Origin of the sequence: Microcystis sp. LE19-41.2A (assembly GCF_027530405.1) — a bacterium.
GTDB classification, from domain to species: Bacteria; Cyanobacteriota; Cyanobacteriia; order Cyanobacteriales; family Microcystaceae; genus Microcystis; species Microcystis aeruginosa.
In genome coordinates, this window is sequence record NZ_JAPZQJ010000057.1 from 1 (window position 1) to 10919 (window position 10919).

Sequence of the window (10919 nt, forward strand, 5' to 3'; positions counted from 1 at the left end):
ACTTCCCCACACCCCACACCCCACACCCCACACCCCACTTCCCTTGTAAACAGGATTTAGTATGACTTTAATTGACTCCTCGGCGCTCTCCCCGGCCGTCTATTTTATTGGTGCGGGCCCCGGAGATCCGGAATTATTGACGGTAAAAGCCTATAAAATTCTCCAAAAAGCCGATGTTATCCTCTTTGCTGATTCCCTCGTCCCTAAACAGATTCTTGAGGATACTCGTCAAGATGCCGAGTTAATTCCCACCAGTAGCATCACCCTAGAGGAAATTATCCCTTTAATGATCGATCGCGTGCGTCGGGGTTTAGCGGTGGTGCGACTGCAATCGGGGGATTTAAGTCTCTATAGTGCCATCCAAGAACAAATTCATCTTTTGACAGCAGCAGATATCCCCTTTCAGCTAATCCCCGGAATTAGTGCCTTTCAAGGATTAGCGGCCAAATTGGCCCTAGAATTAACGATTCCGGAATTAGTCCAGACAATTATTCTAACCCGGGTGGAAGGAAAAGCCTCTCATATACCAGAAAGTGAAGAATTAGCCTCTTTAGCCGCTCATAAAGCCAGTTTATGCCTATATTTAGCCGCTCGTCACGTTGACAAAGCCCAGGAAAAACTCCTACAATACTACCAGCCAGAGCAACAGGTGGCCGTTTGTTTCCGTCTCGGTTGGCCCGACGAAAAAATCTGGATTGTCCCCCTGTCAGAGATGGCCCAATTAACCCATCGAGAAAATTTAACTAGAACTACCCTTTATCTAATTAGTCCCGCTTTAAACCAGATTACAGGAACTCGATCGCAACTTTATCACCCGCAACACTCCCATCTTTTCCGTCCTCATCCTTAGGTATTTTCTGGGAAGTCTATCGAAAGAAACACTAGGTTTCTACCTAAAGTTAGAGTTAAAGAGCGGCGATTTTGTTTAGGATTATTTCAGGAGGTAGGACAATTTTAAAAGCTTTTAAAATTAGTCTAACAATCCATGCACAACTGCCCTATGTGTTCGGGAATTACCCTTCGTCACCTTGTGGTTGGTCGTGCCTACTGGTATTGTCCTCACTGTCGTCAGGAGGTTCCTAACTTCCTTGATTGCTCCATTCCTCGCAGGGTAGAGCGAGTTAGAGCGGAAAAAACAGTCTAGATTTTAAAGTTGGTAGATGGCAATAAGATCTGTGGGATGGGTTAATTTTTAACCCATCCCACTTTACCTATCTATACATCCCGAGGATTGAGATGGATCATTTCCCAAGTCACATAGGTACCGATCGGACTCCAAATCAGGTAGGGTAGGAGTAGGATGCCCGCCCAAGAAGAAACAGGGAAAACCAAGAGCGCCAGAAGACAACCCAAGAAAAAACCCGTACCTCCGATAATCGTTCCCGCTTTGAGACTGCGTAGTTTACAGGTGACGGGAGTATAGGCAGTAATAGTCAATTCCACCAACAGATAAAAAGCCATCAAAAACCAGCGATTAGCCGGTTGAGCTTCCCAGACTAAATAAGCAGAAATTGCCCCACAAATATAGATAATTGTCCAGATAAGAGGGATTAATCTTTCAAAGGTTAACCAATCGGGACGACGCAATCGCGCAAACCAACGTACATCGCGAGAATTGAGTAATCCCCCAGCTAACGCTACCAAAAATCCGACGACACCGATAAGCAACCAAGAGGGAATCATGATTTTAAGCTATCCTCCGCTAATTTTGGCTTTGTAACCCGATTCAATGAGAATTTGGAGAATTTTTTGGCGATGATCTCCTTGGATCTCAATGGTATTTTCTTTCACTGTACCACCCGTTCCGCAAGCAGTTTTTAACTGTTTTAATAATTTCGTCAGAGTTTCGGTTTGGCATTGAAAACCTGTAACCATGGTAACGGTTTTTCCCGCACGACCGGAGCGGGAGGTTTGAACTCGCAAATTCTGCTGATTTGGGGGTAATTCAGGAATGGAACGCTCAAAAGCTTGAGAATTGCTTTTATCTCCAAATTCCTGATAGGCAATCCGGTTTTTTTCTTTTGATTTACTCATATAGCAATTATCATAGTGGGTTTGGGGGTTGGGGGTTTTTCAGTGAGCAGTAAACAGTAAACAGTAAACAGTAATCAGTGAACTGAAAACTGGCATCTGATAACTGATAACTGATTCAAAGCTGACGACTGATAGCTCTTAATTGGTTGGACTGGCAGCGCATTTGATTAAGTTCAGCTGCCGACATTCGATCGAGATGACCTAAAATCATATTAACTCGACCTTGGGATTTTAATTTTTCTCGATGTCGTGCCAAAAAATCCCAGTAAAGAAAGTTAAAAGGACAGGCAAACTCCCCGACTCGTTCATTTTTTTTATACAGACAACCCCGACAATAATCACTCATTTTATCAATATAGTTGGCCGAGGCGGCGTAGGGTTTGGAGGCGAGAATTCCCCCATCGGCAAATTGTCCCATTCCCAACACATTAGTCTGCATTACCCAATCGTAGGCATCGATAAAAACACTATGAAACCAGTTTTCAATCTCTTGGGGAGAGCAACCAAAAATTAAGGCAAAATTGCTCAAAATCATTAATCTTTGAATATGATGGGCATAACCAGTATTTTCCACCTGTGATAATACTTGTTTGAGGCAATTCATCTCGGTTTGGTTACTATCCCAAAAGAAAGCCGGTAAGGGTTGTTGATGCTCAAACCAATTGAGATTAGCGTAATCTTCTCCCAGATAATGATAAATTCCCTGCATATATTCCCGCCATCCCAACACCTGACGGATAAATCCTTCGATGCTATTTAGGGCTAAATTATCTTTTTTATAGGCAATTTCTGCCCCCTGAATCACTTCCAACGGCGTTAGTAATCCTAGATTAAGATAGGGAGATAATAGGGAATGCCAGAGGGTTTCTTCTCCCGTTATCATCGCATCTTGGTAGGGTCCAAAGTTGGGCAGACAATTAGTAATAAAATGCTCCAAAACCTGTAAAGCTTGTCTGCGGGTTACTGCCCAGCGAAAAGGTTTGATTTTTCCATATTTAGGAATATCTAAAGCTTCCACATCAGCGATAACCTGAAGGGTAATTTCATCGGGTTCAAACCAAAGAGGAGCAGCAGTTTTTAATCCATCCTTGGGCGGTTTGCGGTTTTGTTTATCAAAGTTCCATTGTCCTCCTATGGGTTGATTATTCTCCATTAAAATCTGCCATTTTTTGCGACTTTCTCGATAGAAATCCTCTAGTAATAGTCTTTTACGAGATTTAGCCCAATTATTAAAATCTGTCCTTGTCCAGAGAAAGTGATTATTATCAATTAGGGTTATAGCACAGTCTAAATTGAGATTTTTAATTAATCTAAGAAAGGGCAAATCATTAGGCATCATGATCTGTAATTCTTCAATGCCTAATCGTTTAATCCAAGCAGATAAAATTGGTTCAAAATCTTCTGCAATTTCGTAGGTAACAGACCATCCTAAAGTTTTTAATTCTTCGGCAAAATGACGCATCGCCGACCAGATTAAAACTAATTTTTGCTGATGATAGGGTCTTTGTCGAATATGATTGTGGGATTCAATTAAAATAACCGGCGTTTCCTGTGAATAGGCTTGACGATTAGCTAAGGCCGCTTGTCTTGTCCATAATTGATCCCCTAAAATCCAAATACCAATGGTCATAATTATTTCATTGCCTCGACTATTCCCCCGTATTTTTTAGCCATAATATCCGCCATTTCCCGAGCAGAAAATTTACTGGCTTTGTCGATGCTGGGGGTAAATGTACCCGTAGAGGTTAAATAATGGGTAAATACCCCGACTTTTTTGCTAATAATCCACATATTTCTTGAAGTCAAAAATCAAAAAGGGGATGGGAAGTGGGGTGTGGGGTGTGGGGTGTGGGGTGTGGGGAGTTTTCTCAGTGAACTGATAACTGATAACTGATAACTGATAACTGATAACTGATAACTGATTAGGTTTTTGTCCTGAGACTTTGGGCGCTTAGATAAAGTTGCGTCCATTCTTTGACCACTTGTGTGCGTTTACAGTTTAATTCGCCAGCGATTTCCTCAAGGGTTTTACCCGCTTTTAAGCCATCGATAACGCTTTTACCCGTGGGAGAAAGGGCAGCATAGAAACTTTGCCATTGACTGAGAGTTAAGCCAAAATTATGCTCTTTCGGGCTGATTTGTAACCATTCACTGATTAATTCTGTCCCTTCCTTGAGGGCAAAAACCTTAATCGCATGATAGCCAACTTTTTCCCGGAGACGATAAATCCGTTGGACGGGAATATTCATCGCCTTTGCGATCGCATCTTGGTTTTCGCCCCCTAGATAGAGGTTAAACCAAGTCACCGCCTCCGGACTAACATTTTCCTCTAGATACCTAGCAAAACTCTCTTGAACTTTTGCCCGTTGAATTTGCGCTTCTTGGGAAGTGCGTTGATCTTCGTAGATAGCGATCGCATTTTGATCCAGTAAACTTAAGCTATTTTCCCCCTCATCGCCACTAATTTCATCCGAGAGAATCCGGATTATTTCTTGCTGCGGCACATTAGTGATACCGCTCCTCGATTGACGACGGAGATAATTAACAAAACGATAGGCTAACAGGGGTTGATTGCGGATCGGACGCAGAGCGTATTCCTCTAGGGTGGCTAACAGCAGCTGATCGCGAGTAGCTTGATCGGTGGTACAACGAGAGATCCATGCTAACTGGGATTGCAGATAGCGATCGCTATTTAACATCTCTTGAATAATTTCCTGCAAGACATCGGCCACCGCTTGCCGACGATCGCGACTTAAGGAAACCCAAGTGCGAATTTTTTGCCGGAGAGTGACACAAGCACCGAGACGATCGATCAGGTTACGATAGGCGCGGGTGGGACTAACCTTGAGATAGCGTTGCTGTAAAATTTGCCAAAGATAGACTAATCCCCGTTTAGCGATTTCTAAATCTCTCTGGTCCAAAGTTTCCCAACGTTGGCTATCTTCACCGAGTAACCAATTGATAATGGTATCCCGTTGGCGATCGGTTAAGGAATCCTCTGTTTGAGAGAGGCGATCTTGCCATTGTTGCCTTAACTCGTCGATTATTGTCGTCATCGAAAAATTGATTCCCAAACCCCGTCTTTTTAGGACGGCTTTAGTTTGAATATTAGCGCATTTACACGATATATGCTAGAACCTGAGCCATGGAGAAAGCCTATCGCTACCGATTTTACCCAACACCCGACTAGAACGAACTAATCAATTAAGTCTTTTGCCGGATAAGGATTTAGGGCGATCTCGAAGAGTTCCGCTTTGCGGTGCGCATCCCTTCCTAGGGTGTGTTCCCTGAAAACATGACAATTTCAAGGTTAACCAATATTTGGGAACGCACCACCCCTACCATTTATAATTGGGGAACATTCTCCTGTTCATAATTTTCTATTAATATTCCCAACATTTCCATTAAAGAAGCAAGAGGATGATTTTCATTTTCCCCTATTTCATCTATCAAATCATCTAACATAATTACTAATTGTTCATATTCTGATTCGTTGCGAGGGATAAAGAGTATTTGCTTTAAGTTTGTCCAGGCTTGCCGTGTTTTCTCTATATCTATCGTCGGCATTTTTTTACTCCTTCCATTTGTTTTTGTCCTATTCAGCATGAGCCTGTAGGGTGCGTTCCCTCAAACCATTGTGGCTTTAACATTAATTTGTATTTGGGAACGCACCACCCCCAACGCTTACTCCCTATTGGGTTTCACTATCATTCAACCCAACCCACAATTGCAGGGTGATTATTCTTTTAATTGTCAGCATCAGGATTTTCAGGTTTGGGGGACTTTCAGGATGGTTTAGTTGAGCGCTGTGATTGATTTGCTGCTCAAAACCTAGGGCTATAGGTGAGAATTTTATCGAAAAAAATCGGGTCTAAAACCTCGCCTTTTAAGGCGAAAAGTTTTGGGAGCGGGGCATAAATCCCCGTTACAAAAACGGCCTCCTGCCCCCTGCCTCCGTTAATAATCAGTCCCGAAAATATTCCCGTTAATTAGCTTTAACTTTCTGCCCGATTGTATCGGCAGTGGTAGTGGAAACCATGGCCGCCATAACTTGTTCGGGGGAAACCGTAAAAGGTAAACGATGAATGTCCGAATTAGGCTGACAGGCAATTGCGGCCGCGTGGCGCAACTGGGCCAGGGAAACATCTCTTAATCCTAAATCCTCTAGGGATTTCGGTAAACCAATTTGTTCATAAAACTGGATTAGTTGCCCCCGGGCCGATACTGCTAATTGATTACCCAAAACTATTTCCTCTAGACGCAATTGGGCGAGAATGCCGTAGGCGACTTTTTCCCCGTGCAGGGCATGATGGCAAGCGGGAATATGGGTTAAACCATTATGAATTGCATGGGCGGCCACGGTACGACAATTAGCACCCCCTAAACCACCAATTACTCCGGCTAATAAAACGGTGGCATCTACCACCTGTTTCCAGTCCTCCCCGCCGATATTTTCCAGAGCCTGCGGGGATTTTTGGAAAAGAATGTCCCGCAAAACCCGGGCCTGTTGGACGGCAGCAATAATCAGGGTTTCTGTGCAATGACCGCTACTGACGGAAGCTTCGTACCATTTAGCGATCGCATCGCCAAGACCAGCGATTAAGGTTCTTTTCGGGGCAGTTTGGATAATACCATAATCGAGAATTAATAAATCCGGACAACGGGCTAGGGACAGATCGTAAAGAAACGCCCCCGCGTCGGAATAGACGTTAGATAGGGCTGTCCAAGCGGCACAGGTAGCGGCGGAGGTGGGAATCGTGGCGATCGGCAAATGGCACTGATGGGCGAGTAATTTGGCCGTATCGAGGGCTTTGCCGCCACCCACACCGATGATAAAATCTGCCTCATGACTCTTGACAGATGCCTTTAAATATGCTAGGGAATTTTCCGAACAATCGGGGGCATAACTGTGATAGCTAGGAGTGAGATTTTTCAGGGGAGATGACAAAAAAGCTAAATTGCGATCGCCACCCACCACGAGGGGACGTTTACCCAAATCCGCTAATTTGCCGGTGGATTCTTCTAGGGCATTGTCACCCCGAATCACTTGTGCGGGGGCGATTAACAGGGGCAAAACAGCGACAGCATTGGACATTTTTTGACAACCTCTCAGGATTATTGGCTAAGTTTAGCGAAACTTTCGGGAAAAAGCTGTAGTTCAGGTGTATTATCACCCGGGGCGGAGAAGGATTTTTTAATCTGTCCTAAGTACAAAGGAGCAGATAAACCGGGCTGAGGGTGAACCAGAGTGCGAGCGCTAATGATAAATTGATTATTACCGCCAGCACCGGCGCGACCAGAGGAAAACAGGTCACTAGCGGCTTGTTTTAGGGTTGCTTCCACCTGCTCGGCAGTAACAGTATTGGGCAGGGAGATAACAGCTTGATTAGCTCCGTTATCATAGACAAGGGAGAATCTCACCGCTCCCGGAATTTCGGTACGGGTAAACAGTCCCAACCCAAGACCGAAAATCCCCACCGTCAACACAGCCATAAAGCTAGTGACACCGACGAGACGAAAGCGGATTCCCCAACCGACGAGAAAAGCGATAATCGTGAGTACCAAAAAAACCAGCGTGGCAATACCAGACCATTGGATGTATTTGGCAAAGTTCAGGGGAATGTCCATATTTTCTATAATAATGATTCTATGAAAACGGTTAGCATAAACCATTGTACCTATCCTGTTGTCGAAACTTTCCATTCTGTGCAGGGCGAGGGCTTTTGGACGGGAAGCAATGCTTTTTTCCTCCGTTTGGGAGGTTGCGATGTCTATTGTCCTTGGTGCGACCAAAAAGAGTCTTGGAATGCCCACCGTTATCCACAACAATCGCTGCGGGAATTGGTAGAGATGGCAAAAGGAGCTAACCCCGCTATGGTGGTGATTACCGGGGGTGAACCTTTGATGCACAATCTTGATCCTTTGACCAAGGAATTAAAAAATCAGGGTTTACGGGTACATTTAGAAACTTCTGGCGCTCATCCTTTTACTGGGGTTTTCGATTGGGTGACTTTTTCTCCTAAAACTTATAAAATGCCCGATCCTAGTATTTATGCACGGGTGAATGAGTTAAAAATTGTCGTGGCTAATCCAGAGGATTTAGACTGGGCATCTATGCAGGAAAGTAAGTTATCGGAAGGGGTGATTAAATATCTGCAACCCGAATGGAATACAGTGGAAAGCAAAGAGTTAGTCTTTAATTATGTTCTCCGGCATCCCCAATGGCGTCTCAGTCTCCAAACCCATAAGTTTTTAGGAGTCCGCTAGTCAGTTATCAGTTATCAGTTATCAGTTATCAGGAGTCAGTTATCAGTTATCAGTTATCAGTTATCAGGAGTCAGGAGTCAGGAGTCAGGAGTCAGGAGTCAGGAGTCAGGAGTCAGTTATCAGGAGTCAGTTATCAGGAGTCAGTTATCAGGAGTCAGTTATCAGGAGTCAGTCTCGATGAAAAAATTTTCACCCCCAGAGATGAAAGAGGTTTCCTTCCCTACACCCCACACCCCACACCCCACACCCTACACCCTACACCCTACACCCTCTTTCAAGTCAGGAGATTACTTTTTATTTATTCTCCCCAATCCCCAATTCATAATTCATAATTCCCAAACCCTAATTTACTAACAAGAGGTTAAATACTATGTCTAACAACAATTCTGAACGAGTAGTGCGTCGTGGTCGAGTTTTTCCAGAGATGCAATCTACAGAGGAAGAAAAGGCCAAACATCGCGCCCGACAATTAGAATTTTATCATCGTTGTTGGCCGATTTTTCAGAGTTTACAGCCCCGGTTAATGAAACATTATTATGGTTGGTACATTGCGATCGAACCCGATAGCGGCGATTATTTTATCGATCCCGATCAAGAAGTGGCCAGTAAAAAAGCAAGGGCAAAATATCCCGACAAAATCCATCATATCTTTGGCATTAATGAAACTGGAGTTAGTGGCAGAATATGATTGAAGGGAGATTTGGAACCAAAGGACAAATTTATTTTGATATCGATTTAGTTGGCGATGATGGATTGATTCTACCCGCAGAAGTCATGCTGGATACGGGTTTTACCGAGTTTTTAGCCATAAATAGTCAAGATGCTGACAGTCTTGATTGGCGTTTTTTGCGACAAAATAAATTGATAACCGCTCAAGGAGAAGCATTTTTTGATATATATTTAGGCAGAGTAAGAATTGATGGTCAGGAATACGAAATTCCCGTTTTTGCAGGGGAGGCAATTCAGGAGATTTTGTTAGGTTCGCGGTGGCTAAAACAATTTATCTTAGTAGCTAATTATCAACAAACACAGGTGACATTAGGATAATGACAAAAAAGGCGATTATTTTACTTTCCGGGGGATTAGATTCAGCGACAACAGCAGCGATCGCTCTAGCGGCTGGTTATCAATTAATCGCCCTTTCCTTTCGTTATGGACAAAGACACGAACGTGAATTAGCAGCGGCGAAAAAAATTGCTAATTTCCTCGAAATTAAAGAACATCATCTGATCGAAGTCAATCTATCTTTGTGGGGAGGTTCCGCTTTAACCGATCAATCTATTGCTATTCCCCAAGAGGGAATTAACCCAGATATTATCCCGATTACCTATGTGCCGGGGAGAAATACAGTTTTTATTTCGATCGCTCTTTCTTTAGCGGAAGCAAGGGAAGCGGAGGCGATATATTTAGGAATTAATGCGGTGGATTATTCTGGTTATCCCGATTGTCGTCCCGAGTATTTAGATGCCTTTCAAACTTTAGCTAATTTATCATCGAAAGCGGGTTTAGAAGGAAAAGCACCCCAATTAATTGCCCCTTTGGTGATGGATAGTAAGGTAGATATCGTCCGTCGTGCCGTTAGTTTAGGGGTTCCCATTGCCGATACTTGGTCTTGTTATCAAGGAGAAGTTGAACCCTGCGGTTTATGCGATTCCTGTCGCATCAGAGATCAGGCTTTAATTGAGGCTGGTTATCCCGAATTAGCCACTCCCCTGTTGAAAAACAGCCGGGGAAAATAGGGAGGATAGTGAAAAATGGAGATAATCTAGGCGATTAAATGTTCAATGAGGATTTTACTGCCGATTAATATTAAAACTAAACCGCCGAGAATTTCCACCTTTTGACTAAATAAATTACCGAATTTATGCCCGATAAAAACAGCTATAAAACATAAAGCAAAGGTAATAGAACCGATGACAGTGCAAGCTAAAAGTAAGGGAGTTTTAATCATCGATAGACCCAAACCAACTACTAAAGCATCGATGCTAGTAGCGATCGCTAATCCGATTAAAGTATAGGAATCTAGAGGATTAAATTTTTTTTCCTCGTCATCATTTTGAACAGCTTCGTAGATCATTTTACTGCCGATCGCCCCTAAAATAATAAAAGCGATCCAGTGGTCAAAAGAAGCAAGAAAATCGCGACAAGTTAGACCAATACCCCAACCGATAATCGGCATAATCGCTTGAAATCCCCCAAAAAACAAAGCAATTTTCAAAGCCTTATTAACATGAATATGACGAATCATCAGGCCACTGGTCAGAGAAACGGCCACGGCATCGGCGGCTAATCCCACAGCAATAAAGGAAGTGGTTAAAAGTTCGAGTGAAGTAAACATCTATAGTTGTTTATCCTTTAATTTCCCCCTATCTTAACTAATTTTTACCCAGAAAACTTTCATATTTCTCTCATGATCCTCTCATTTATCTATCATTTCTCTAACCTAAGTAGGTAGGCGTTAAAAGTTGTCAGATGCCCCCCTTATCAACGGGGCTATCCATTAGTCGGATCTTTCTTAACAAAAAGAGAAGAAACTTAAAAAAAGGGGAAACGATTGATAGGTATAGTTTTGAAAGAAGGAATTAAGGTGGAGGTAAGCAAAAAAATGGAGAAATGGG

16 protein-coding genes are annotated in these 10919 nt (G+C 43.2%); 7 read left to right on the forward strand and 9 right to left on the reverse strand.

The features are described 5' to 3' along the window. Nucleotides 1–61: 61 nt before the first annotated feature. On the forward strand, nucleotides 62–850 hold the full coding sequence (gene cobM, locus O9290_RS02635; protein ID WP_288055857.1) for a precorrin-4 C(11)-methyltransferase: 789 nt from the start codon (nucleotides 62–64) through the stop codon (nucleotides 848–850). 365 nt (nucleotides 851–1215) lie between these two features. On the opposite strand, the gene O9290_RS02640 is transcribed toward cobM, so the two are convergent. The 5 genes from O9290_RS02640 to O9290_RS02660 all read right to left on the reverse strand — a co-directional run bounded on the left by O9290_RS02640 (nucleotide 1216) and on the right by O9290_RS02660 (nucleotide 5090). Next, complete coding sequence (locus O9290_RS02640; RefSeq protein ID WP_002757008.1) at nucleotides 1216–1683, reverse strand: TspO/MBR family protein; 468 nt, start codon at nucleotides 1681–1683, stop codon at nucleotides 1216–1218. Between the two features lie 9 nt (nucleotides 1684–1692). Next, nucleotides 1693–2034, reverse strand: a complete 342-nt coding sequence (locus O9290_RS02645; protein ID WP_002757007.1) for a translation initiation factor — start codon at nucleotides 2032–2034, stop codon at nucleotides 1693–1695. A gap of 115 nt (nucleotides 2035–2149) precedes the next feature. Further along, a complete protein-coding gene (locus O9290_RS02650; RefSeq protein WP_288055858.1) occupies nucleotides 2150–3664 on the reverse strand; it encodes a cryptochrome/photolyase family protein in 1515 nt (504 codons plus the stop codon). 2 nt (nucleotides 3665–3666) lie between these two features. After that, nucleotides 3667–3825: a hypothetical protein gene (locus tag O9290_RS02655; RefSeq protein ID WP_002750171.1), complete on the reverse strand. Its 159-nt coding sequence runs from the start codon at nucleotides 3823–3825 to the stop codon at nucleotides 3667–3669. A 131-nt stretch (nucleotides 3826–3956) separates the two neighbouring features. Further along, nucleotides 3957–5090, reverse strand: coding sequence for a HetZ-related protein 2 (locus O9290_RS02660; protein WP_288055859.1), 1134 nt, complete (start codon nucleotides 5088–5090; stop codon nucleotides 3957–3959). A gap of 89 nt (nucleotides 5091–5179) precedes the next feature. On the opposite strand from O9290_RS02660, the gene O9290_RS28055 reads away from it, so the two are divergent. Beyond that, nucleotides 5180–5224, forward strand: coding sequence for a helix-turn-helix domain-containing protein (locus tag O9290_RS28055; RefSeq protein WP_110980728.1), 45 nt, complete (start codon nucleotides 5180–5182; stop codon nucleotides 5222–5224). 155 nt (nucleotides 5225–5379) lie between these two features. On the opposite strand, the gene O9290_RS02665 is transcribed toward O9290_RS28055, so the two are convergent. From O9290_RS02665 to O9290_RS02675, 3 genes are all read right to left on the reverse strand, one after another. Continuing rightward, on the reverse strand, nucleotides 5380–5601 hold the full coding sequence (locus O9290_RS02665) for a hypothetical protein (RefSeq protein WP_002789274.1): 222 nt from the start codon (nucleotides 5599–5601) through the stop codon (nucleotides 5380–5382). Between the two features lie 418 nt (nucleotides 5602–6019). Further along, complete coding sequence (locus O9290_RS02670; protein ID WP_288055861.1) at nucleotides 6020–7129, reverse strand: iron-containing alcohol dehydrogenase family protein; 1110 nt, start codon at nucleotides 7127–7129, stop codon at nucleotides 6020–6022. Between the two features lie 20 nt (nucleotides 7130–7149). Beyond that, nucleotides 7150–7707 carry a Ycf51 family protein gene (locus O9290_RS02675; protein ID WP_193960771.1) on the reverse strand — a complete coding sequence of 186 codons (558 nt, stop codon included), beginning with the start codon at nucleotides 7705–7707 and terminating at the stop codon, nucleotides 7150–7152. Between O9290_RS02675 and O9290_RS02680 the strand changes: the two genes are divergently transcribed. The 5 genes from O9290_RS02680 to queC all read left to right on the forward strand — a co-directional run bounded on the left by O9290_RS02680 (nucleotide 7684) and on the right by queC (nucleotide 10040). Then, complete coding sequence (locus O9290_RS02680; RefSeq protein ID WP_149986200.1) at nucleotides 7684–8301, forward strand: 7-carboxy-7-deazaguanine synthase QueE; 618 nt, start codon at nucleotides 7684–7686, stop codon at nucleotides 8299–8301. The genes O9290_RS02675 and O9290_RS02680 overlap by 24 nt on opposite strands. Before the next feature lie 177 nt (nucleotides 8302–8478). Then, the gene (locus O9290_RS02685; protein WP_288055862.1) at nucleotides 8479–8655 is read left to right on the forward strand and encodes a hypothetical protein; all 177 of its coding nucleotides are present in this window, start codon (nucleotides 8479–8481) and stop codon (nucleotides 8653–8655) included. A 16-nt stretch (nucleotides 8656–8671) separates the two neighbouring features. Further along, entirely contained in the window at nucleotides 8672–8989 is a 318-nt protein-coding gene (locus tag O9290_RS02690; protein WP_002799114.1) for a hypothetical protein, read from the forward strand. After that, complete coding sequence (locus tag O9290_RS02695; protein ID WP_288055864.1) at nucleotides 8986–9348, forward strand: aspartyl protease; 363 nt, start codon at nucleotides 8986–8988, stop codon at nucleotides 9346–9348. The genes O9290_RS02690 and O9290_RS02695 overlap by 4 nt, the downstream gene beginning before the upstream one ends. Further along, nucleotides 9348–10040, forward strand: coding sequence for a 7-cyano-7-deazaguanine synthase QueC (gene queC, locus O9290_RS02700; protein ID WP_288086661.1), 693 nt, complete (start codon nucleotides 9348–9350; stop codon nucleotides 10038–10040). Before O9290_RS02695 ends, queC begins: the two co-directional genes overlap by 1 nt. A 26-nt stretch (nucleotides 10041–10066) precedes the next feature. Here the strand turns inward: queC and O9290_RS02705 are convergent, their stop codons facing one another. Then, nucleotides 10067–10639: a manganese efflux pump MntP gene (locus O9290_RS02705; RefSeq protein WP_002756990.1), complete on the reverse strand. Its 573-nt coding sequence runs from the start codon at nucleotides 10637–10639 to the stop codon at nucleotides 10067–10069. Nucleotides 10640–10919 lie beyond the last annotated feature (280 nt).

Bases quoted from the DNA above. Each gene is read 5' to 3' on its own strand.
- cobM (WP_288055857.1), top strand. From the start codon at position 62: ATGACTTTAATTGACTCCTCGGCGCTCTCCCCGGCCGTCTATTTTATT.
- O9290_RS02640 (WP_002757008.1), bottom strand. From the start codon at position 1,683: ATGATTCCCTCTTGGTTGCTTATCGGTGTCGTCGGATTTTTGGTAGCG.
- O9290_RS02645 (WP_002757007.1), bottom strand. From the start codon at position 2,034: ATGAGTAAATCAAAAGAAAAAAACCGGATTGCCTATCAGGAATTTGGA.
- O9290_RS02650 (WP_288055858.1), bottom strand. From the start codon at position 3,664: ATGACCATTGGTATTTGGATTTTAGGGGATCAATTATGGACAAGACAA.
- O9290_RS02655 (WP_002750171.1), bottom strand. From the start codon at position 3,825: ATGTGGATTATTAGCAAAAAAGTCGGGGTATTTACCCATTATTTAACC.
- O9290_RS02660 (WP_288055859.1), bottom strand. From the start codon at position 5,090: ATGACGACAATAATCGACGAGTTAAGGCAACAATGGCAAGATCGCCTC.
- O9290_RS02665 (WP_002789274.1), bottom strand. From the start codon at position 5,601: ATGCCGACGATAGATATAGAGAAAACACGGCAAGCCTGGACAAACTTA.
- O9290_RS02670 (WP_288055861.1), bottom strand. From the start codon at position 7,129: ATGTCCAATGCTGTCGCTGTTTTGCCCCTGTTAATCGCCCCCGCACAA.
- O9290_RS02680 (WP_149986200.1), top strand. From the start codon at position 7,684: ATGAAAACGGTTAGCATAAACCATTGTACCTATCCTGTTGTCGAAACT.
- O9290_RS02675 (WP_193960771.1), bottom strand. From the start codon at position 7,707: ATGGTTTATGCTAACCGTTTTCATAGAATCATTATTATAGAAAATATG.
- O9290_RS02685 (WP_288055862.1), top strand. From the start codon at position 8,479: ATGAAAAAATTTTCACCCCCAGAGATGAAAGAGGTTTCCTTCCCTACA.
- O9290_RS02690 (WP_002799114.1), top strand. From the start codon at position 8,672: ATGTCTAACAACAATTCTGAACGAGTAGTGCGTCGTGGTCGAGTTTTT.
- O9290_RS02695 (WP_288055864.1), top strand. From the start codon at position 8,986: ATGATTGAAGGGAGATTTGGAACCAAAGGACAAATTTATTTTGATATC.
- queC (WP_288086661.1), top strand. From the start codon at position 9,348: ATGACAAAAAAGGCGATTATTTTACTTTCCGGGGGATTAGATTCAGCG.
- O9290_RS02705 (WP_002756990.1), bottom strand. From the start codon at position 10,639: ATGTTTACTTCACTCGAACTTTTAACCACTTCCTTTATTGCTGTGGGA.